18 protein-coding genes are annotated in these 20,594 nt (G+C 72.2%); 12 read left to right on the top strand and 6 right to left on the bottom strand.

The annotated features are described in order from the left end of the window. The first annotated feature begins 188 nt into the window (after positions 1-188). The 3 genes from AB0C35_RS44835 to AB0C35_RS44825 are packed head-to-tail and all read left to right on the top strand — an operon-like array spanning position 189 to position 3,249. Positions 189-722, top strand: a complete 534-nt coding sequence (locus tag AB0C35_RS44835) for a PadR family transcriptional regulator (RefSeq protein WP_358470392.1) — start codon at positions 189-191, stop codon at positions 720-722. Beyond that, a complete protein-coding gene (locus AB0C35_RS44830; RefSeq protein WP_358470389.1) occupies positions 719-1,459 on the top strand; it encodes an ABC transporter ATP-binding protein in 741 nt (246 codons plus the stop codon). Before AB0C35_RS44835 ends, AB0C35_RS44830 begins: the two co-directional genes overlap by 4 nt. Next, on the top strand, positions 1,456-3,249 hold the full coding sequence (locus AB0C35_RS44825) for an FtsX-like permease family protein (protein ID WP_358470386.1): 1,794 nt from the start codon (positions 1,456-1,458) through the stop codon (positions 3,247-3,249). Before AB0C35_RS44830 ends, AB0C35_RS44825 begins: the two co-directional genes overlap by 4 nt. Before the next feature lie 89 nt (positions 3,250-3,338). Here the strand turns inward: AB0C35_RS44825 and AB0C35_RS44820 are convergent, their stop codons facing one another. Then, on the bottom strand, positions 3,339-4,112 hold the full coding sequence (locus tag AB0C35_RS44820; RefSeq protein WP_358470383.1) for an enoyl-CoA hydratase-related protein: 774 nt from the start codon (positions 4,110-4,112) through the stop codon (positions 3,339-3,341). Between the two features lie 82 nt (positions 4,113-4,194). On the opposite strand from AB0C35_RS44820, the gene AB0C35_RS44815 reads away from it, so the two are divergent. After that, positions 4,195-5,052: a biotin--[acetyl-CoA-carboxylase] ligase gene (locus AB0C35_RS44815; protein WP_358470380.1), complete on the top strand. Its 858-nt coding sequence runs from the start codon at positions 4,195-4,197 to the stop codon at positions 5,050-5,052. A gap of 123 nt (positions 5,053-5,175) precedes the next feature. Then, complete coding sequence (locus AB0C35_RS44810) at positions 5,176-6,201, top strand: adenylate/guanylate cyclase domain-containing protein (RefSeq protein ID WP_358470377.1); 1,026 nt, start codon at positions 5,176-5,178, stop codon at positions 6,199-6,201. 4 nt (positions 6,202-6,205) lie between these two features. Here the strand turns inward: AB0C35_RS44810 and bfr are convergent, their stop codons facing one another. After that, positions 6,206-6,703 carry a bacterioferritin gene (gene bfr / locus AB0C35_RS44805; protein ID WP_358470395.1) on the bottom strand — a complete coding sequence of 166 codons (498 nt, stop codon included), beginning with the start codon at positions 6,701-6,703 and terminating at the stop codon, positions 6,206-6,208. Between the two features lie 103 nt (positions 6,704-6,806). Next, on the bottom strand, positions 6,807-7,169 hold the full coding sequence (locus tag AB0C35_RS44800; RefSeq protein WP_358470375.1) for a (2Fe-2S)-binding protein: 363 nt from the start codon (positions 7,167-7,169) through the stop codon (positions 6,807-6,809). Between the two features lie 237 nt (positions 7,170-7,406). Between AB0C35_RS44800 and glgX the strand changes: the two genes are divergently transcribed. The 5 genes from glgX to AB0C35_RS44775 all read left to right on the top strand — a co-directional run bounded on the left by glgX (position 7,407) and on the right by AB0C35_RS44775 (position 16,001). Continuing rightward, positions 7,407-9,629, top strand: a complete 2,223-nt coding sequence (gene glgX, locus AB0C35_RS44795) for a glycogen debranching protein GlgX (protein ID WP_358470372.1) — start codon at positions 7,407-7,409, stop codon at positions 9,627-9,629. A 16-nt stretch (positions 9,630-9,645) separates the two neighbouring features. Then, the gene (treY, locus tag AB0C35_RS44790) at positions 9,646-12,015 is read left to right on the top strand and encodes a malto-oligosyltrehalose synthase (protein ID WP_358470369.1); all 2,370 of its coding nucleotides are present in this window, start codon (positions 9,646-9,648) and stop codon (positions 12,013-12,015) included. Beyond that, entirely contained in the window at positions 12,012-13,805 is a 1,794-nt protein-coding gene (treZ, locus tag AB0C35_RS44785; protein ID WP_358470366.1) for a malto-oligosyltrehalose trehalohydrolase, read from the top strand. Before treY ends, treZ begins: the two co-directional genes overlap by 4 nt. A gap of 151 nt (positions 13,806-13,956) precedes the next feature. Next, on the top strand, positions 13,957-14,628 hold the full coding sequence (locus AB0C35_RS44780) for a response regulator transcription factor (RefSeq protein WP_131951643.1): 672 nt from the start codon (positions 13,957-13,959) through the stop codon (positions 14,626-14,628). A 101-nt stretch (positions 14,629-14,729) separates the two neighbouring features. Then, positions 14,730-16,001, top strand: coding sequence for an ATP-binding protein (locus tag AB0C35_RS44775; protein ID WP_358470361.1), 1,272 nt, complete (start codon positions 14,730-14,732; stop codon positions 15,999-16,001). 62 nt (positions 16,002-16,063) lie between these two features. Here AB0C35_RS44775 and AB0C35_RS44770 read toward each other — a convergent pair whose 3' ends face one another. After that, positions 16,064-16,645 (bottom strand): GtrA family protein, encoded by a 582-nt coding sequence (locus tag AB0C35_RS44770; RefSeq protein WP_358470358.1) that lies wholly within the window; start codon positions 16,643-16,645, stop codon positions 16,064-16,066. A gap of 222 nt (positions 16,646-16,867) precedes the next feature. Between AB0C35_RS44770 and AB0C35_RS44765 the strand changes: the two genes are divergently transcribed. Both AB0C35_RS44765 and purE read left to right on the top strand, forming a co-directional pair. Then, entirely contained in the window at positions 16,868-18,058 is a 1,191-nt protein-coding gene (locus AB0C35_RS44765) for a 5-(carboxyamino)imidazole ribonucleotide synthase (RefSeq protein ID WP_358470355.1), read from the top strand. Next, the gene (gene purE, locus AB0C35_RS44760) at positions 18,055-18,552 is read left to right on the top strand and encodes a 5-(carboxyamino)imidazole ribonucleotide mutase (protein WP_358470352.1); all 498 of its coding nucleotides are present in this window, start codon (positions 18,055-18,057) and stop codon (positions 18,550-18,552) included. The genes AB0C35_RS44765 and purE overlap by 4 nt, the downstream gene beginning before the upstream one ends. Before the next feature lie 31 nt (positions 18,553-18,583). On the opposite strand, the gene AB0C35_RS44755 is transcribed toward purE, so the two are convergent. Together AB0C35_RS44755 and AB0C35_RS44750 are read right to left on the bottom strand one after the other, a co-directional pair. Further along, the gene (locus AB0C35_RS44755; RefSeq protein ID WP_358470349.1) at positions 18,584-19,003 is read right to left on the bottom strand and encodes a CoA-binding protein; all 420 of its coding nucleotides are present in this window, start codon (positions 19,001-19,003) and stop codon (positions 18,584-18,586) included. Positions 19,004-19,041: 38 nt separating this feature from the next. Further along, positions 19,042-20,376, bottom strand: coding sequence for a UDP-glucose/GDP-mannose dehydrogenase family protein (locus tag AB0C35_RS44750; RefSeq protein ID WP_358470346.1), 1,335 nt, complete (start codon positions 20,374-20,376; stop codon positions 19,042-19,044). Between the last annotated feature and the right edge of the window lie 218 nt (positions 20,377-20,594).

Below are 20,594 nucleotides of genomic sequence, written 5' to 3'. Positions count from 1 at the left end.
ATGCTGCGGATCCCGGCCGTCCAGGACCGCCTGGACGCCACCGGGCGCCGCCTGGAGGTCATGCTCGGCTACTCCGACTCGGCCAAGCAGCTCGGGACGCAGAACGCCTTCTCAGGCGGCGTGTCCGGGTCTGCTTGACGTCCTTAATCCCTAACCGCTATCTATTGGCTAGCCGTTAGGGGTGGTGCATGCAGGACGCGGTGCTGGCGATGCTGGCGAAGGAACCGTCGCACGGTTACCTCCTGCGCGAGCGGCTCCGCAAGGCCCTCGGGCCGCTCGGGGAGTCGATGAACGCGGGGCAGGTCTACGTGACCCTGGCCCGGCTGGAGAAGGCCGGGCTGGTCACGTCCGAACGCGCCGATGGGCTCGCGGACCGGCCGGACCGCAGGGTGTACGCGCCGACGGCGGCCGGGCAGCGGCGGGTGGCCGCCTGGCTGAGCGAGGTGAACTGGCCGAAGCCGAACCTGGCGGAATTCCACCTCAAGCTCGCCGCCGCGGCCGCGGGCCGGCTCGCCGATCCGGTGGAGCTGGTGGACGCGCAGCGCCGCGAGCTGCTGCGGCGGCTCGGCGAGGCGCAGCGCGCGTTGCTGGCGGAGCCGGACGGCTCGACCGCCGGCCTGCTGCTGGAGGGCATCGCGCTGCGGTTGCAGGCCGACCTGCGCTGGTTGGAGGCATGCGAGCGGGTCTGGTCAAAGATCGCTGACGAATCCGAGGATGCATGAACGAGTTGGGCGCGGTGCTGCAGGTCCGCAGCCTGTGCAAGGAGCACGGCCGGGGGCAGGGCCTGGTCCGGGCGGTCGATGAGGTCGACCTGGACGTTCCGGCGGGGCAGATGCTGGCGGTGACGGGGCCGAGCGGCTGCGGGAAGTCCACGCTGCTGCACCTGCTGGGCGGGCTGGAGCGGCCCAGCAGTGGGGAAGTATGGCTGGCCGGCCGGCGGATCGACGCCCTGAGCGAGCGGGCGCTGGCCCGCCTCCGGCGACGGTCGGTCGGTTTCGTCTTTCAGTCATTCCACCTGGTGGAGGAGCTGTCGGCGCGGGAGAACGTGGAGCTGCCCGTGCTGCTGGCCGGCCGTTCACCGCGTGCGGCCCGGCGCCGCGCGGATGCGCTGCTGGAGCGGGTCGGGCTCACCGACCGCGCCCGGCACCTGCCGTGGGAGCTGTCGGGAGGGCAGCGGCAGCGGGTGGCCATCGCCCGTGCCATGGCCAACGAGCCGCTGGTGCTGCTGGCCGACGAGCCGACCGGCAACCTGGACACCGCGGCGACGCTCGACGTGCTGCGGCTCTTCGAGGGGCTGCGCGCAGCCGGGCAGACCCTCCTGATCGTCACGCATGACGAGCGGGTCGCGGCCACCGCGGACCGGGTCGTGTCGATGCGCGATGGGACGTGCGTCGACGACACCGGGCTGGCGGGCCGTGCCGCCGGGGCGCTCGGGGACATCCTCGGGTGGGGAGAGTGAGCCGCGTGGGCCGCGTCCTGCTGGTGTTCCGCCTCGTCGTGGCCGACGTGCGCCGGCATCCCGCCCAGGCCGCGATGATGCTGCTGGCGATCACCGCCGCCACCGCCACCCTTTCCCTCGGCATGTCGCTGCGCGGCGCGACCGACACGCTCTACCGGCAGACCCACGCCGCCACGGCCGGACCCGACGTGGTGGCGCTCTCCCCTGGCGGCGACCGGGCCGCGACCTCGGCCCTGACATCGGTGGCACAGGCGCCCGAAGTCACCGCCCATAGCGGACCGTACCGCCAGTACTACACGACGTTGAAGGCGCGGGGCCTGACGTCGGCCGCGGTGGCGCAGGGCGCCGAGGCGACGCCGGGCCCGATCGATCGCCCGCTGGTCACCTCGGGCACCTGGGTGCGTCCCGGCGGTGTGGTGGTCGAACGGGGCTTCGCCGCCGTCCTGGGCGTCCGGGTCGGCGACCGCGTCACCGTCGCCGGCCGCTCGCTTCCCGTCGCCGGGATCGCCGTGACCGCGGCGCACCCCATCTATCCGGGGGCGCAGATGATCGGCCCGAACGGCGGTCCGAGCGACTACAGCGGCCTGGTCTGGATGAGCGAGGCCGACACCAGGACGCTGGCGGCCGCCGACCTCCCTGTGACCTCCCTGCTGTACCTGAAACTGCGGGACCCCGCCGCCGCTCAGGCGTTCGTCGACTCCCGCGGGCTCGGTGACGACCACCTGACGCACTTCTCCACCTGGCAGTCCATAGCCGAGCGGGACAAACGCGTACTCCGGCAGAGCCAACCGGTCCTGGTCATCGGCAGCTGGCTGCTCGCCTTGCTGGCCGTCGGCGGCGTCGCCACGCTGGCGGCGGGACGCGCCACCGAGCAGACCCGGCGGGTGGGGCTGCTCAAGGCGGTCGGCGCCACGCCCGCCCTCATCGCCGGCGTCCTGCTCGGCGAGTACCTGACGCTGGCGCTGGTCGCCGACGCGCTGGGGCTGACGATCGCCCGGGTGGCCGCGCCCGGCCTCGCCAACCCGACCGCGAGCCTGCTGTCCACCGCCGCGGGCCCGACCGGTGACACCGTCGCCGTCACGACCTTCCTGGCCCTGGCCGTGGCGGTCCTCACCACCCTCGGTCCCACCCGGCGCGCCCTACGCACCGAGACCGTCACCGCGCTCGCCGACACCGGCCGCCCGCCCAGCCGCCGGCCCTGGCTGAACGGCCTGTCGGCACTGCTGCCGCCCTCGCTGCTGCTCGCACTCCGCCTGATCGGTCGCCGCCCCGGTCGCGCCGTCCTGCACGCGTGGAGCATCGCGGTCATGATGATCGGCGTCACGGCCCTGCTGGTGGCCCGCGTCCAACCGGACTACGACTATGGCCTGGGCTCCTCCGACCTGGGCAATGTGCAGATCGAGCAGGGCCACCGCGTGCTGCTGTCCGTCACCGTCGCCCTGGCCGTGCTCGCCGCGGTGAACATCGTCACGATCACCTGGACGACGGCGCTGGAGGCCCGGCCCGTCATGGCCATCGCCCGCACGCTCGGCGCGACCCCCGGGCAGATCACGGCCGGGCTGTCCGCCGCGCAACTCCTCCCGACCCTGCCCGGTGCTGTCCTCGGCGTCCCCTTGGGTTTGTTCCTGGTGCTGTCCCTCTCCCCTCCGAACGTCGCCAGTCCCCCCACGTGGACGCTGCTCATCCCGGCACTCGCCGCTCCCTTGGCGACGGCGGCGCTCACCGCGCTGCCCGCGCGTCTCGCGGCTCGCCGGTCCATCGCACGGACCCTCAGCACCGAGGCGACCTGAGCACGGCGCCCGAGGCAGCCCAGGTCGAGCGACCCAGACCCCGGACCGCGATACGGGGCGCGGCCGCGCGGTGGGCGCGGAACTCTCGATCAGGATGGCCAGACGGGTTTGCGCTTCTCGGCGAAGGCGGCGATGCCCTCGCGGCGGTCGGCGGAGGCGGCGGCGGTGCGCCAGGCGTTCTCCTCCAGGTCGAGGCCCGCGTCCAGGCCGACGCCGCCGCCCTGGCGGAGGGCGCGTTTCGCGGCGCGGACGGCGACCGGGGAGTTCCCCGCGATGACCCCGGCGAGGGCGAGGGCCTCGTCGCGGGCGGCGCCGGCGGGGACCCTGCGGTCGGCGAGGCCGTATTCGACGGCCTCCTCGATGCTCAGGCGGCGGCCGGTGAAGACCAGGTCGGCGGCCCTGCCGGGGCCGAGGCGGCGCAGGGCGAGCTGCGTCCCGCCGCCGCCGGGCACGAGGCCGACGCTCACCTCGGGGAGGCCGAACACGGCCGTCTCGTCCGCGACGATCAGGTCGGCGGACAGGGCGAACTCGCAGCCGCCGCCGAGCGCGTAGCCGTGCACGGCCGCGATGACGGGCTGGGGGAGGTTCAGGACGCCGCGGAACGCGGAGGTGAAGACGGGCCGCTGCGCCATGATCTCGTCGTCGGTCATCGCGTTGCGTTCCTTGAGGTCCGCGCCGACGCAGAACGCCTTCTCGCCCGCCGCGCTCAGCACCACGGCCCGCACGGCCGCGTCCGCCGCCACCTCCGCGCACACCGCCGCGAGCCGCCGCGCCATCGCCGTCGACAAGGCGTTGAGCGCCTCGGGCCGGTCCAGCACGATCTCCGCGACATGCCCGTCGCGCCGCAACGTCACACCATCCATGAACGGCACCCTAACGATCGCGGGGTGTCTTGACGGACGGCTGCCCCCAAGATCGAGTCGCGCATGGGGTTGGATTGGGAGGGTGAGCGAGTCACCCTACGGGGATCTTGGACGGCCGCCGCTGCATGAGGCGGCGCTGCAGCGGGCGCTCGTGCGGGAGGGCGGGCTGTGGCGGGAGGTCCGCGTCGTGGCCGAGACGGGGTCCACCAACGCCGACCTCGCCGAGCGGGCCAGGGGCGGCGCGCCGGAGGGGACCGTGCTGGTCACCGAGATGCAGACGGCGGGCCGGGGGCGGCTCGGGCGGTCCTGGACGGCGCCGCCGCGGTCGGGGCTGATGTTCTCGGTGCTGCTGCGGCCGGAGGTGCCGGTGCCGATGCTCGGCTGGGCGCCGCTGCTGACCGGTGTCGCCGTCGCCACCGCCGTCCGGCGGATGACGGCCTGGTCGCAGGAGGGGGACGGGTTCCTCAGCGGCGGCGACGCGGCCGTGGACGTGCGGCTCAAGTGGCCGAACGACCTGCTGGTCGGGGACCGGAAGCTGGCGGGGATCCTCTCGGAGAAGACCGACGGCGGGCTCGTCGTCGGGGTGGGGCTGAACGTGGGGCTGCGGGAGGAGGAGCTGCCGGTGCCGTCGGCGACGTCGCTGGCCATCGAGGGTGCGCCGCAGAGCGACCGGGCGCCGCTGCTGCGCGCGATCCTGCGGGAGTTCGCGACCTGGTACCGGGAGTGGACGGCGCTGGGCGGTGATCCGGAGACGAGCGGGCTGCGTACCGCGTACAAGGACCTGTGCGCCACGCTCGGGCGGCGGGTGAGGGTCGAGCTGCCCGGTGCGGAGACGTTGGCGGGGACGGCGCGGGACGTGGACGGGGCGGGGCGTCTGGTGGTGGCCGGGACGGGCGGGGATCGGGTGGTCAGCGCGGGAGATGTGGTGCACGTCCGGTGAACGGGGAACGGCGATCCACGGTCCGAACGTTGACCGTGTTGCTGATCTGCGACGATATGTTCCGGAACCGATCCATGACGCCGGTGTCCCCGCCCGGGGCGGCGGCGGACTGAGGGGCGGATGATGGCGGCCGGATTGCCGGATCCGAAGGAGATCGAAGAGCTCCTGCTGGGGGGCGAGCTGCGGTACACCCGTGTCGACGCCGTCCGGCTGTCCGGGGTGTCCCGGGAGTTCTCCGGCCGGATCTGGCGTGCGTTCGGGTACCCGTCGATGCCGGACGAGACCGTCGCCTACACCGAGGGCGACGTCGCCGCCCTGGACCGTCTCCGCCGGCTCGTGGACGACGGGATCCTCGACGAGGACGGCGTGATCCGGCTGGTCCGGGCGTTCGGGCAGACGATGACGCGGCTCGCCGAGTGGCAGGTCAACCTGCTGCGCAGCATGCTGCCGCAGGACCCGAACGACATGCCGTCCGCGGAGGCGGTCGACACGATCGTGGACATCGCCGAGAAGCACATGGGCGAGTTCGAGCCGCTGGTCGTGCACGCGTGGCGGCGGCAGCTCGCGGCGGCCGGGACGCGGGCGCTGGCGGCGGCGGCGACGCGGGAGAACGGCGACCCGGCGGGGCGGCCGATGACCACGGTCGGGTTCGCGGACATGGTGTCGTTCACGCAGGTCAGCCGGGAGCTGGAGGAGATCGAGCTGGCCCGGGTCGTGGAGTGGTTCGAGGAGACCGCCGCCGACATCATCGCGGCGTGCGGCGGCCGGCTGGTGAAGACGCTCGGCGACGAGGTGCTGTTCAGCGCGGAGACGCCGGAGGTCGGCGCGGAGATAGCGCTGACGGTGGCGGCGGCCATCCAGGACGAGACGGAGGTCCCGGACGTGCGCGTCGGCGTCGCGTACGGGCCGGTCCTGCCGCTGATGGGCGACGTGTTCGGTACGACGGTCAACCTCGCGGCCCGGCTGACGTCCCTGGCGCGGCCCGGCTCGGTCGTGATCGACAGTGAGCTGGCGGCCCAGCTGGAGAAGCGGCCGGTCTACGAGGTCACCCGGATCGTGCGGCGCCCGGTCCGCGGCCTCGGCATCATCCAGCCGTACGTGCTGCGCCGCAATCCCGCGCCGAAGCCGCCGGACACCGGGGCGCCGTAGCCGCTCAGACGGGCTTGGGGCCGTCGTCGCCGGGGGATCCGGTGAGCCGCTGCTTGTAGTTCTGCTCGCCGAGTTCCTGGACGAGGCTCAGCTCGGTCTCCAGGTAGTCGATGTGCTCCTCCTCGTCGGCGAGGATGTCCTCGAAGATCCGGGCGGAGGTGACGTCGCCGCGCGAGCGCATGAGCTCGATCCCTGGACGCAGCCGGGCGACGGCCTCCATCTCGATGGCGAGGTCCGATTCGAGCTGCTCGACGATGGTCTGCCCGATCCGCAGGGTGCCGAGCTTCTGGTAGTTCGGCAGGCCCTCCAGGAACAGGATCCGGTCGGTCAGCCGCTCCGCGTGCCGCATCTCGTCGAACGACTCGTCGCGGGTGTGCTTGGCGATGCGGGTGAAGCCCCAGTTCTCCTGCATCTTCGAGTGCAGGAAGTACTGGTTGATCGCCGTGAGCTCCGCGGTGAGCTGGTCGTTCAGCAGCGCGATGATGTCCTTGTCGCCTTCCATGGTGCCCATGCTTCCACGAAGGGTGGGTTCTGGACAGCACTGACCCCCGCGATGGCGTTTTGTCCGCCGGGCGCGGCGGTGCCATGCGGGTGCCGGGACGGGCTCAGGCGGCGGTCTGCGGAGCGGTTCCCCCTTCGCTGGTCTCGGGGACGATCTGTGCGGCGACGTCCGGTCCGGGCATGGCCTCCTGGGGCGCGGCCGGTGCGGGAACGCCGGGTCTGGTGGGCTGTGGAACCCCGGGGGCCTCGGGGACGGGGGCCAGCGCGGCGGGGCCGCCGGTGAGGGCGTCGGCGAGTTCGCTCGCCGTCCGGTATTCGCTGACCATCGTGTGGATGCGCTTGGTGCACATGCCGCAGCCGGGCTTGAAACCGCAGGCGGCCTTGACCTCTTTGGCGGTCGTGCATCCGTCCGCCATGCAGCCGTGAACGTCGTCCTCGGTGACGACGTTGCAGATGCACACGTACATGCCGCTTGTGGACCTTCCGTGCGGTTCGACCTGGCTCCAAGCGCCTGACCTGGGGAGCTTAGGGCACCCTCATTAAGGTTAGGCTCCCCTAAAGTAGCTCAGGAATGTCCGTTCTGGCCAGTGGGCTCCCAATCGGTACCGGTGTGATCTAAACCTCACGGGGAAGGCCCTTCCCGTGCGCAGCCGCGCTCGCGCGCCCGCGGCGGGCGGAGCCGCATGGACGGGAGGGGCGGGACATTGGCGGAGATCTGGCCGGGTGACGCCTATCCGCTCGGGGCCCGGTTCGACGGCGCGGGGACGAACTTCGCCGTCTTCTCCGAGGCGGCCGAGAGGGTCGAGCTGTGCCTGTTCGACGGGCCGGCGGGCGACGGCGAGGAGACGCGGCTGGCGCTCCCGGAGGTGGACGCCTTCGTCTGGCACGCGTACCTGCCGGGCGTCATGCCGGGCCGGCGGTACGGGTTCCGGGTGCACGGCCCGTACGACCCGCGCCGGGGCCTGCGGTGCAACCCGGCGAAGCTGCTCCTCGACCCGTACGCGCAGGCGGTCGAGGGGACGGTCGACTGGGACGAGTCCTGCTTCGGCTACGACTTCGGCGACCCGTGGTCGCGCAACGACGCCGACTCGGCGGGGCACACGATGCGGTCGGTGGTCGTCAGCCCCTACTTCGACTGGGGGGACGACCGGCCGCCGCGGACCCCGTACCACGAGACGGTGATCTACGAGGCGCACGTGAAGGGCCTCACCGCCCGGCACCCGGACGTCCCGCGGGCGCTGCGCGGCACGTACGCGGGCCTCGCCCACCCGGTGATCACCGATCATCTGCGCTCGATCGGGGTGACGGCGGTGGAGCTGATGCCCGTCCACCAGTTCGTCCACGACGACGCGCTGGCGAGCCGGGGGCTGCGCAACTACTGGGGCTACAACACCATCGGCTTCTTCGCGCCGCACAACGAGTACGCGGCGTCGGGGGCGCGGGGCGAGCAGGTGCTGGAGTTCAAGGCGATGGTGAAGGCGCTGCACGCGGCGGGCATCGAGGTGATCCTCGACGTCGTCTACAACCACACCGCCGAGGGCAACCACCTGGGCCCGACGCTGTCGTTCCGCGGCATCGACAACGCCTCGTACTACCGGCTCGCCGACGACGACCCCCGCTACTACACGGACACGACGGGCACGGGGAACAGCCTGCTGATGCGGAGCCCGCACGTCCTGCAGCTGATCATGGACTCGTTGCGGTACTGGGTGACCGACATGCACGTGGACGGGTTCCGCTTCGACCTCGCGGCGACGCTGGCCCGTGAGCTGCACGCGGTGGACCGGCTGTCGGCGTTCTTCGACCTCGTCCAGCAGGACCCGGTCGTCTCGCAGGTGAAGCTGATCGCCGAGCCGTGGGACGTCGGGGAGGGCGGCTACCAGGTCGGCAACTTCCCGCCGCTGTGGACGGAGTGGAACGGCCAGTACCGCGACACCGTCCGGGACTTCTGGCGCGGGGAGCCGGGCGCGCTGCCCGACTTCGCGTCCCGGCTGACGGGCTCGTCCGACCTGTACGCCGACGACGGCCGCCGGCCGATCGCCTCGATCAACTTCGTGACCTGCCACGACGGTTTCACCCTGCACGACCTGGTCTCCTACGACGCCAAGCACAACGAGGCCAACGGCGAGGGCAACCGGGACGGCACCGACGACAACCGGTCGTGGAACTGCGGCCACGAGGGCCCGACCGACGATCTGGACGTCGTCTCCTTGCGGGAGCGGCAGAAACGCAACCTCCTGACCACGCTGTTCCTGTCGCAGGGCGTGCCGATGCTGCTGCACGGCGACGAGATCGGCCGGACGCAGGGCGGGAACAACAACGCCTACTGCCAGGACGACGAGCTGTCCTGGGTCGACTGGACGGGCATGCGCGACGACACGCGCTCGCCCCGGCGGGGAGGCCCCGCAGGCCGCCGCGGGTTCGACGATCAGCGGGGCTTCGACGAACGCGGCTTCCTGCTCGACTTCGTCCAGAGCCTGTCCAGGCTGCGCACGGAGCATCCGGTGTTCCGGCGGCGCCGGTTCTTCCTCGGCGACCAGCGGACGAAGAAGGCGCGCCGCGCCGCGAAGGCCGGGGCCGAGGACCTGCCCGACCTCGTCTGGTTCACGCCCGGCGGCGCGGAGATGGCCGACGGGGACTGGTCCGCCGGCTTCAGCAAGTCGCTGAACGTGTTCCTGAACGGCGACGCGATCGGCGAGCCCGACCCGAAGGGCAGGCAGGTCAGGGACGACTCGTTCCTTCTTCTGATCAACGGGCACGACGGGGATCTGACGTTCACGCTTCCGCCCGCCACATACGGGCAAATGTGGATAAAGATGCTCGACACCGCGGATCCGTTGCTCGCCGAGGAGGAGTCGCCCGTCGTGAAGGCCCGCGAGACCGTCCCGGTCGGCGACCGCTCGATCCAGGTCCTGCGCCGTGTCTGAGCTGTCCGGACGAGCCGTGAACGAACACGCCGAACCCGCCGCCGAGGAACCGCTCCCCGACGACCCCCCTGATGAGGAGACCGTGTCCGAGGACCACCTGGCCGAAGAGAAACTGTCCGAACCGAGCAGCGCCTACGAGTCCGTCCCCGACGACGACGGATTCGACGCACCCCCGTCCGGCACCTACCGGCTCCAGCTCCGCGGGACGCCGGAGGAGCACTTCGGATTCGCCGAGGCCGCCGCGCTGGCTCCCTATCTCGCGTCCCTCGGCGTGTCGCACGTCTACCTGTCGCCGGTCCTGCGGGCCGCGCCCGGGTCCACGCACGGCTACGACGTGATCGACCACTCCCGCCTGGCGGACGAGCTGGGCGGGGCCGAGGCGTTCGGGGCGATGGCGGCCCGCTTCCGCGCCCACGGGCTGCGGCTGCTGGTCGACGCCGTCCCGAACCACATGGCGATCCCGGAGCCCGGTGACCCGAAGATGCCGCTCACCGCCGTCCTGGCGGAGGGGCGGGGCTCGCCGTACGCGAAGTGGTTCGACATCGACTGGGAGGCGGGCGGCGGCCGGGTCGTCCTGCCGGGTGAGGGCGAGCCCAACTACCGCCGCTTCTTCGACATCTCCGGCCTGATCGGGCTGCGGCAGGAGGACCCCGAGGTCTTCGAGCGCACGCACGGGCTGCTGCTCGGCCTGGTCGAGCAGGGCCTGGTGGACGGCCTGCGCATCGACCATCCGGACGGGCTCGCCGACCCGCGCGGCTATCTGCGGCGGCTGTCGGAGGCGCTCCCGGACGCCTGGCTGCTGGTCGAGAAGATCACCGAGGGGGAGGAGCGGCTGCCGGCGGACTGGCCGTGCGCGGGCACCACCGGCTACGACGCGCTCGGCATGGTCGGCGGCCTGTTCATCGACCCCGCCGGGGAGAAGCCGCTCACCGACCACTACGTGTCGATCACCGGTGGCCCCCGCGATTTCGAGGAGGTTGAGCGCGACGCCCGCCTCCACGCCGCGACGCACGGCCTGAAGCCCGAGATCGACCGGCTTCTGCGCGTCCTCCAGCGCGTCGTGGGGGACCGTGTAATGGAGCAACGCCCCGGCTTGGAGCGGGCTCTGGTCGAGCTTCTCGTGGCCATGCCGGTCTACCGCGCCTACGTCGTGCCAGGTGAGGACGCGCCGCAGCAGGCCGTGAACGTCCTTGACGAGGCCGCCCGCCGTGCGCGGGCGCATCTGCCGAAGGAACTGCACGGCGACCTGGACAGCGTCGTGGAACTGGCCCTGGGGCGCGGGGAGCGCACCGACGCCGAGTTCATCGTGCGGTTCCAGCAGACGTCGGCTCCGCTGGCGGCCAAGGGCGTGGAGGACACCGCGTTCTACCGGTGGAACCGCATGGCCGCGCTGAACGAGGTCGGCGGCGACCCGAGCCGGTTCGCCGTGAGCCCCGAGGACTTCCACTCGTACTGCGTCAGGCTGGCCCGCGACTGGCCGTCCACGATGACGACGCTGTCCACGCACGACACCAAGCGTGAGGAGGACGTGCGCGCCTGGCTGTCGGTGCTGTCGGAGATGCCGAGCGAGTGGGCGGAGGCCGTGGACCGCTGGCGGCACTGGAGCCCCGGTGAGTCGCCCCTGGAACCGGATCTCGAATACCTGCTGTGGCAGACGCTCGTCGGCGCGTGGCCGCTCACCATCGGCCGCCTGGAGGAGTTCCTCACCAAGGCGATGCGCGAGGCCAAGACCCGCACCTCCTGGGCCGACGTGGACGCCGGCTACGAAGAGGCGGTCCTCGCCTACGCGCGCGGCGTCCTGGCGAACCCGGACCTGGTCACCGACCTGGCCGCATTCGTGGGGAGGCTGGCCCGCCACGCCCGGGTGAACACGCTCGGGCAGAAGCTCGTCCAACTGGCCATGCCGGGCGTCCCGGACGTCTACCAGGGCTGCGAGCTGACCGGCCTGGCGCTGGTCGACCCCGACAACCGGCGGCCGGTCGACTACGGGCGGCGCCGCGAGCACCTCCAGCGGCTCGACACCGGGCGGCTGCCGAAGGAGGTCGACGACGAGAAGCTGCTGGTCACCTCGCGGACGCTGCGGCTGCGCCGGTCCCGTCCCGACTGGTTCGGCCCCGGCGCCCGGCATGAGCCGGTCACGGCCGGCGGGCCCGCCGCCGAGCACGTCATCGGGTTCGCCCGCGGCGAGGCGGTGGCGCTCGCCACCCGGCTGCCGGTCGGGCTGGAGCGCCGCGGCGGCTGGGGCCGGACCAGGGTGGACGTCGTCCAGCAGGGCTGGCGGGACGTGCTGACCGGCTGCACGCACATGGGCCCGGTCCTGGACGCCGCCCGCGTCTTCGAGCATCTGCCCGTCGCCCTGCTCGTCCCCAGGGAAATCGATCGTTGAGCGCCGGTTTCGAGGTGTGGGCGCCGGTCGCCGGCCGCGTGGACGTCGTGGTGGGCGGCACCCGGCATCCCATGGAACGGCTGGACGGCCGTCCGGGATGGTGGGCGGCCGGTGTGCCGGGCGCGGGGCACGGGACCGACTACGGCTTCGCCCTGGACAGGGCGGAGGAGGTATTGCCCGACCCGCGCTCCCCATGGCAGCCGAACGGCGTCCACGGGCCGAGCCGCGTCTACGACCAGGCGCGGTTCGCGTGGACGGATCAGCACTGGCATGGACGCCCGCTCCCCGGAAGCGTCCTGTACGAGATGCACGTGGGCACGTTCACGCCGGAAGGGACGTTCGACGCGGCCGCCGAACGCCTCGACCATCTGGTGGCGCTCGGGATCGACGCGGTGGAGCTGCTGCCCGTCGCCGCGTTCCCCGGCCACCACGGATGGGGGTACGACGGTGTGCACCTGTGGGCGCCGCACGAGCCTTACGGCGGCCCTGACGGGCTGAAGCGTTTCGTGGACGCCGCCCATGCGCGCGGTCTGGCCGTCGTCCTGGACGTCGTCTACAACCACCTGGGGCCTGACGGGAACCGCCTGGCCGGCTACGGACCGTACTTCACCGACGCCCACACCACGCCTTGGGGTGACGCGGTCAACTTCGACCAGGAAGGGGCGGACGAAGTCCGGGCGTTCGTCGTCCAGAACGCGCTGATGTGGCTGCGGGACTACCACTTCGACGGGTTGCGCATCGACGCCGTCCACGCCATCACCGACCACAGCGCCGTCCACGTTCTCGAAGAATTGGCGCGGTCGGTGGCCGGTCTTTCAGCCCACCTTGGACGGAACCTGTTCCTCATCGCCGAGTCCGACCTGAACGATCCGCGCCTGGTGACGTCCAGAGAGGCGGGTGGATATGGGCTGGACGCGCAGTGGAGCGATGACTTCCACCACGCTCTGCACGCCGCTCTCACCGGCGAACGGCAGGGCTACTACTGCGACTTCGGCCCTCTGGAAACGCTGAAGAAGGCGCTCACGAAGGTCTTCGTTCACGACGGCGCCATGTCGTCCTACCGGGGTCGGCACCACGGCCGTCCGGTGGACGTCCAGAAGACCCCCGCGCACCGGTTCCTCGGCTTTCTGCAGAACCATGACCAGGTCGGCAACCGCGCTGCGGGAGACCGGATCGGCACCGTTCTGGCGTCCGCGGGAATCGCGCCGTCGATGCTCAAGGTCGGTGCGGCGCTGCTTCTGCTCGGGCCTTTCACGCCCATGCTGTTCATGGGCGAGGAGTGGGGTGCGTCCACCCCGTGGTGCTATTTCACCGACCACCAGGACCCCGAACTGGCGCGCGCGGTCAGCGAGGGGCGCCGGCGGGAGTTCGCGCGGCACGGCTGGAGTGGCGGAATTCCGGATCCACAGGCTGTGGAAACGTTCCGGCGTTCGGTCCTCGACTGGTCCGAGCCCGACCGGCCGAACCACCGTGACCTGCTCGAATGGCATCGGGCGCTGCTCGCGCTGCGCCGTTCCCTGCCCGAGCTGAACGACCCCCGGCTGACCGAGACGATCGTCGAGGCCGACGACGCCATGGCGCGCTGGCTGATGATGTGGCGGGGCCGGGTGTGCGTCGCGGCGAACCTCGGTGCCCGCCCGGTGGTCCTCCCGGCGTCCGCTCCCGGGAAGGCCGCTCCCCGGCTGCTGCTCGCCTCGGATCCGGCAATCCGTCTGGACGCGGACATCATCGGCGATTCCGGATCGGCCTCGGTGGCGCTGCCGGGGGCCTCCGCGGCCGTGTTCGGGTGACCTCGCGAGCCTCGTGGGGTGGGTGTGATGAGAACTGCGTCCCGATACAGCCTGATACGCCGTGTTCGAGGATGTACTACGAGTGGCAAACCGCAGGTCAAGAGCGCGGCGCACGCCGGGCAATGTTCAAGAATGGTCATACGATCGGTCCATGACCTCAGTACTGCTCGCCGAGGACGACACGTCCATCTCCGAGCCTCTCGCCCGCGCGCTGCGTCGCGAGGGGTACACCGTCGAAGTCAGCCCGGACGGCCCGCAGGCGCTGGAACGGGCGCTCGGCGGCGGCGTGGACCTGATCGTCCTCGATCTCGGCCTTCCAGAACTGGACGGTCTTGAGGTGGCCCGCAGGGTGCGGGCCGAAGGGCACGGCGTGCCCATCCTGATCCTGACCGCCCGGGCCGACGAGGTCGACACCGTCGTCGGGCTCGACGCGGGCGCCGACGACTATGTGACCAAGCCGTTCCGGCTGGCCGAGCTGCTCGCCCGGGTGCGGGCACTGCTGCGCCGGGGCAGCACCGAAACCCCGATCGTCCAGGGGGTGCGGATCGACGCCGAGTCGCGCCGCGCCTGGATGGGCGACCACGAGCTCCAGCTGACCACCAAGGAGTTCGACCTGCTGCGCGTCCTCGTACGGGACGCCGGCAAGGTCGTGACCCGCGAACAGATCATGCGCGAGGTGTGGGACACCAACTGGTGGGGTTCCACCAAAACGCTCGACATGCACATTTCCTGGCTGCGCCGCAAGCTCGGCGACGACGCCGGCAGCCCCCGCTACATCACGACCGTGCGGGGCGTCGGCTTCCGGTTCGAACGCGGCGACTAGCTCCGGCCGCCACGGCCGGGCGGAACCGCCCGGGGCCTTCCCGAGAGGCCCCGGGGGCGCGGTGCCGTGCGGTCCGTGGCCCCACCCTCGAAGGAGCCCTGATGAGGCGCCGACTCCTGCTGTCGACGCTCGCGGTGGCGGTGGTCGCGATCCTGTTGCTCGGCATACCCCTCGCCTACGCCGCCCACAAGCTCGTCTATGAGGAGGCCAGGCGGTCCCTGGACCGTGAGGCGTCCGCCATCGCCGGCGGCGTCGGCTTCGATCTGGAGGCGCACCGGCCGGTCGCCGGCGCGGTGATCGCGCGCGAGTATCCGGGCCGGCACATCTCGATCATCATGCCGGACGGCCGGACGCTCACCGCCGGCACCGCGAACACCCGTCCCGCGCTCACCGCCACCGCGGCACACGGCACGGTCCGGGTGCGGGTCTCGCGCCCCGAGGCCGGCGTCCGCGCCGACGCGCTGCGGCTGATGCTGCTCATCGCCAGCCTCGCCCTGCTCGGCGTCGCCGTCACCGTCGGCCTGGCGATGGTGCAGGCCCGCAAGCTGACCCTGCCGCTGGTCGACCTCGCCGAGACCGCCGACCGGCTCGGCAGCGGCAACGCCCGGCCGCGCCGCCGCCGCTACGGCATCCCGGAGGTCGACCGGGTCGCCGAGGTGCTGGACCGCAGCGCCGTCCGGATCGCCGACCTGCTGGCCAACAGCCGCGAGTTCGCCTCCGACGCCAGCCACCAGCTCCGCACGCCGCTGACCGCGCTGTCCATGCGGCTGGAGGAGATGATCGAGGCGGCCGACTATCCCGACGTCGTCCGGGAGGAGGGCGCGGCGGCCGTCGCGCAGGCGGAACGGCTCGTCGCGGTCGTCGAGCAGCTGCTGTCGCGCGCCAAGCACGACCGCACGGGCGGCGCGATCGCCTCGCCCATCGACGAGATCATCGCCCAGCAGGTCGAGGAGTGGCGGCCCATCTTCCGGCGGGACGGCCGGGACGTGCGGATCATCGGAGAGCAGGGGCTCGTCGGCATGACCAACCCCGAGGGCCTCTCCCAGATCGTCGCGACGCTCCTGGACAACTCGCTCATGCACGGCGCCGGCACCGTGACCATCCACACCAAGCCGGGCATGAGCTCGGTGGTGGTCGAGGTCGGCGACGAGGGCGCCGGGATACCGCCCGAACTGGAGCCGAGGATCTTCGAGCGGAGCGTCAGCGGCGGCCGCGGCACCGGCCTCGGGCTCTACCTGGCCCGGTCCCTGGCCACGGTGGACGGCGGGCGCCTGGAGCTGGTCCAGTCCCGTCCCGCGGTGTTCGGGGTCTTCCTCCGCCAGGCCGCCGAGGCCCGCCTCGCGGCGGAAAGGGTCGTCATGGGCCCCGCCTGAGCGGGCGGGGCCCGAGCCGGCGGGGGGTTGAGCCGGTGGGCCCGGGCGGGCGGGCGGGCGGCCTAGATTTCGGCGTAGTCCTCGGCGGCGTGGGCGTCGAGCGGGTGGCCGAGGCGCGGCGACGGCGCCGCCTGACCGTTGGCCCGGTGGATGCCCGGCGCCTCGGCGGCGGGCGCCTCCGGCAGCCCGGACGCGGGGTCGACCTGCGGCGCGCTCGACGGCAGGAACACCCACTTCTTGTACGACCAGAAGCGGAACAGGGTGGCCACACCGGTGCCGACGACCAGCGCGGCGTTGTAGTAGATGGCGCCCGACAGCCCCAGGACGTAGTGCGAGAAGCCGATGAACAGCTCGGTGATGACCAGCCCGACGCCGTTCAGTGCGAAGAACAGCACGTACTCGCGGCCGAGGCCGGTGCGGTCGCGGTGCCGGAACGTCCAGTAGCGGTTGGCCAGGTAGGAGAACGTCGTGGCGACGACCGTGGCGATGCCGTTGGAGGTCAGCGGGCCCATCCCCAGACCGCTGTGCAGGCCGTTGCCGATCGCGACGGTGATGACGAACGCGACCGCGCCCACGCTGCCGAACTTGGCGAGTTCGCGCACGAGGTGCTCGAACTGCCGATGGAGATTGGCGACCAGGCTCACGAAGGGGAACCGTCCTTCCGGACTTCGGCGGTGCGCCACGGACGACGGCGCGGCTGCTACTGCGGAGGCACCACGAGAATAGACGCCCGTGGCCCCGGGGACGTCGGAACAAGAACGTTTCACGTCGTCGGTGCGTTCCCTGCCCATTGTCGCCCGCCCCACACAGCTTCGACGCAGCGGCCGGATGATTCGTTCGCGCGCGGCGGCCGATAACCTTCAGACGTGACAAGACCAGCTCAGCGGCGGGAGGCGCCGGTCGTCGGCATGGCGGGCGGGGGACAGCTGGCCCGGATGACGCAGCAGGCCGCGATCGGGCTCGGCGTGTCGCTGCGCGTGCTCGCCGGGGCGCCGGACGAGTCGGCGGCCAAGGTCGTCTCCGACGTCCGGGTGGGCGATGACCGGTCCCTCGACGACCTGGTGTCGTTCGCCAAGGGCTGCGACGTCGTGACGTTCGACCACGAGCACGTTCCGGGGCCGCACATCCAGAAGCTCGAGGATTCGGGTGTGCCGTGCCGTCCCGGATCGGCCGCCCTCGCGCACGCCCAGGACAAGCTCGTCATGCGCGACCGGCTCAGCGCGCTCGGCGTGCCGTGCCCCGCCTACGCGCACGTGCCGCCGTCGGCGCCGGCGGCCTTCCTGGAGGCGTTCGCCCGCGAGCACGGGTGGCCGATCGTGATCAAGGCCACCCGCGGCGGCTACGACGGCAAGGGCGTCTGGATCATCGACGACCTCGGCCGCGAGGCGCACGACCTCGTCCAGCGGCTGCTGTCGGAGGGCGTCGACCTGATGGCCGAACGGCACGTCCCGTTCAGCCGCGAGCTCGCCGCCGTCGTCGCGCGCTCCCCGTACGGGCAGGGCGCCGCGTACCCGATCGTGGAGACCGTCCAGGAGGGCGGCATCTGCACCGAGGTGATCGCGCCGGCGCCGGGCCTGCCGCGCGGGACGGCCGCCGAGGCGCAGCGTCTCGCGCTGACCATCGCCGCGGAACTCGGCGTCGTCGGCCTCCTCGCGGTCGAGCTGTTCGAGACCGGCGAGGGGCTGCTGGTGAACGAGTTGGCCATGCGCCCCCACAACTCCGGGCACTGGACGATCGAGGGCGCCCGGACGTCGCAGTTCGAGCAGCACCTCCGGGCCGTCCTCGACCTGCCCCTCGGCTCCACCGATCCCACCGCCCCGGTCGCGGTCATGGCCAACGTCCTCGGCGGCGACGACCCGGACGTCTACTCCCGCTACTTCCACGTGATGGCCCACGACCCGGGCGTCAAGGTCCACATGTACGGCAAGGAGTCCAGGCCGGGCCGCAAGATCGGCCATGTGACCGTCCTCGGCGACGACGTCGCGGACGTCCGCGCACGCGCCCGCCACGCCGCCGACTACCTGCGGTGGGGAACCGAGATGAAGGAACGCACATGACGACGGAGCCGCTGGTCGGCGTGGTGATGGGCAGCGACTCGGACTGGCCGGTGATGGAGGGCGCCGCGCAGGCGCTCGCCGAGTTCGGCGTCCCCCACGAGGCCGACGTCGTCTCCGCGCACCGGATGCCGCACGACATGATCGCCTACGGGGAGGACGCGGCCGCCCGCGGGCTCCGCGTGATCATCGCGGGTGCGGGCGGGGCCGCGCACCTGCCGGGCATGCTGGCGTCGGTGACGCCGCTGCCGGTGATCGGCGTGCCCGTCCCGCTGAAGTACCTGGACGGGATGGACTCGCTGCTGTCGATCGTCCAGATGCCCGCCGGGGTGCCCGTCGCCACCGTCGCGGTCGGGGCCGCGCGCAACGCCGGGCTGCTCGCCGTCCGCATCCTGGCCGCGTCCGACGATGACCTGCGGGCCAAGATGAAGGTCTTCCAGCAGGACCTCTACGGGCAGGCCAAGGCCAAGGGCGCGCGGCTCCGGAAAGGCCGCTGAGCGTCCGCCCGGGTGCCGGACGGGCCGGCGGTCAGCGCCGCAGGGCCCACTCGACCGCGGGGCAGCGGTTCATGACGACGTCGAGCCCGGCGTCCTTCGCGCGCCGGGCCGCCGCCTCGTCGATCACCTGGAGGGGCAGCCACACCGCCTTCGCGCCCGCCGCGATCGCCTCGTCCACCGCCTGCCCGGCGTGCTCGGCGCGGCGGTAGACGCCGACCACGTCCACGCCGGAGGCGTCCGGCACCTCGGCGAGGGACGCGTAGCCCTTCTCGCCCAGCACCTCCCGCGCCGCCGGATGGACGGGAATGATCCGCTTCCCGCGCTCCTGGAGCAGCCGCGCCTGGGTGTGGACCTCGCGTTCGGGGTTGTCGCCGAGCCCGACGAACGCCCATGTCCTGGACTCGTTCAGCAGCCGGCGGATCACGTCCTGGTCGGCGAAGGCATCAGTCATGTCCGCGACAACAGCGCCCGCGGCCGGTTAGTTCCCGTTCAGGGGCGTCCGAGGGCCCGGTAGTTCCAGCCGGCGGCGCGCCACTGCTCGGGGTCCAGGGCGTTGCGGCCGTCGACGATGTTGCGTTCGGCGACGACCTCGGCGAGCGCCGACGGGTCCATGTCCCGGAACTCGGCCCATTCGGTCAGCAGCAGCACGACATGCGCGTCGCGCGCGGCGGACATGGCGGAGTCGCCGTACTCCAGGCTCGGCTGCGCGCGGCGGGCGTTGCGCATGGCCTGCGGGTCGTACACCGTGACCTTGGCGCCCTGCGCGCGTATGGACGCGGCCACGTCGAGCGCGGGGGAGTCGCGGACGTCGTCGGAGTTCGGTTTGAACGCCGCGCCGAGCACCCCGACCGTCCGTCCGGCGAACGAGCCGCCGAGCAGCTGCCGGGCGAGGTCCACCATCCGGATCCGCCGCCGGATGTTGATCTCGTCGACCTCGCGCAGGAACGTCAGCGCCTGGTCGGCGCCCAGCTCCCCGGCGCGGGCCATGAACGCCCGGATGTCCTTCGGCAGGCAGCCGCCGCCGAAGCCGAGGCCGGGGCCGAGGAACTTGCCGCCGATCCGGTCGTCGTAGGACAGCGCCTCCGAGAGCTTCGTCACATCGGCGTGGGCGGCCTCGCAGACCTCCGCCATCGCGTTGATGAAGGAGATCTTGGTGGCGAGGAACGCGTTCGCCGACACCTTGACCAGTTCGGCGGTCGGATAGTCGCTGGTGATGAACGGGGTGCCGGCCTCGATCATCGTCCGGTAGACCTCGCGCAGCACCTTCTCGGCGTGCTCGGCGGCGCCCTGGTCGGCGGGCAGCCCCGCGACGATCCGGTCCGGGTTCAGGGTGTCCTGGACGGCGAAGCCCTCCCGCAGGAACTCGGGGTTCCACGCGAGGACGGCGTCGCCGCCGACCGGCGCGGTCCGCGCCATCGTCTCGGCCAGCCGGGCCGCGGTCCCGACCGGCACGGTGGACTTGCCGACGACCAGGCACGGCCGGTTCAGCAGCGGCGCGAGCGTGCCGATCGCGTCGTCCACGTACGTGAGGTCGGCGGCGTACTCCCCGGCCTTCTGCGGGGTGCCGACGCACAGGAAGTGCACCTCGCCGAACTCCGCGGCCTCCTTGTAGGACGAGGTGAACCGCAGCCGGCCGCTCTCCAGCCCGCGGCGCAGCACGGGCTCCAGGCCCGGCTCGAAGAACGGCAGGTCACCGGCCGAGAGCCGGGCGATCCTCTCCTCGTCCAGGTCGAGACCGAGCACCTCGAAGCCGAGATCGGCCATGCACGCCGCGTGGGTGGTGCCGAGGTAACCCGTTCCGATGACCGTCAGCCGGTGGGACAAGGCCTGCTCCTCTCGCTTCGCTGTCGCCGACTAGCGGCCTCATTCACAAGGTGCCCGTTGCGGGCGGCTCCGTGCACCGGCCAACCGACCGTACTGGCCGGTAGCATTCGGGTCATGAGTTCTGACTTTCCCGCGTACGCGCCGTCCGAGGAGCATGAGCTGCTGCGGCGGACGGTGCGTGAGCTGGCCGATGCCAAGATCGCTCCTTTCGCGGCGGT

The sequence above is a fragment of the Spirillospora sp. NPDC048819 genome (assembly GCF_040650055.1).
Taxonomy (GTDB): Bacteria; Actinomycetota; Actinomycetes; order Streptosporangiales; family Streptosporangiaceae; genus Spirillospora.
Note: the sequence above shows the minus strand (reverse complement) of the source record. Positions and strands in the feature narration are given on the sequence as shown.

What these genes read in the sequence shown, in the direction of transcription:
- AB0C35_RS44835 (WP_358470392.1), top strand. Translation starts at nt 189, where the DNA reads ATGCAGGACGCGGTGCTGGCGATGCTGGCGAAGGAACCGTCGCACGGT.
- AB0C35_RS44830 (WP_358470389.1), top strand. Translation starts at nt 719, where the DNA reads ATGAACGAGTTGGGCGCGGTGCTGCAGGTCCGCAGCCTGTGCAAGGAG.
- AB0C35_RS44820 (WP_358470383.1), bottom strand. Translation starts at nt 4,112, where the DNA reads ATGGATGGTGTGACGTTGCGGCGCGACGGGCATGTCGCGGAGATCGTG.
- AB0C35_RS44810 (WP_358470377.1), top strand. Translation starts at nt 5,176, where the DNA reads ATGGCGGCCGGATTGCCGGATCCGAAGGAGATCGAAGAGCTCCTGCTG.
- bfr (WP_358470395.1), bottom strand. Translation starts at nt 6,703, where the DNA reads ATGGAAGGCGACAAGGACATCATCGCGCTGCTGAACGACCAGCTCACC.
- AB0C35_RS44800 (WP_358470375.1), bottom strand. Translation starts at nt 7,169, where the DNA reads ATGTACGTGTGCATCTGCAACGTCGTCACCGAGGACGACGTTCACGGC.
- AB0C35_RS44780 (WP_131951643.1), top strand. Translation starts at nt 13,957, where the DNA reads ATGACCTCAGTACTGCTCGCCGAGGACGACACGTCCATCTCCGAGCCT.
- AB0C35_RS44775 (WP_358470361.1), top strand. Translation starts at nt 14,730, where the DNA reads ATGAGGCGCCGACTCCTGCTGTCGACGCTCGCGGTGGCGGTGGTCGCG.
- purE (WP_358470352.1), top strand. Translation starts at nt 18,055, where the DNA reads ATGACGACGGAGCCGCTGGTCGGCGTGGTGATGGGCAGCGACTCGGAC.
- AB0C35_RS44755 (WP_358470349.1), bottom strand. Translation starts at nt 19,003, where the DNA reads ATGACTGATGCCTTCGCCGACCAGGACGTGATCCGCCGGCTGCTGAAC.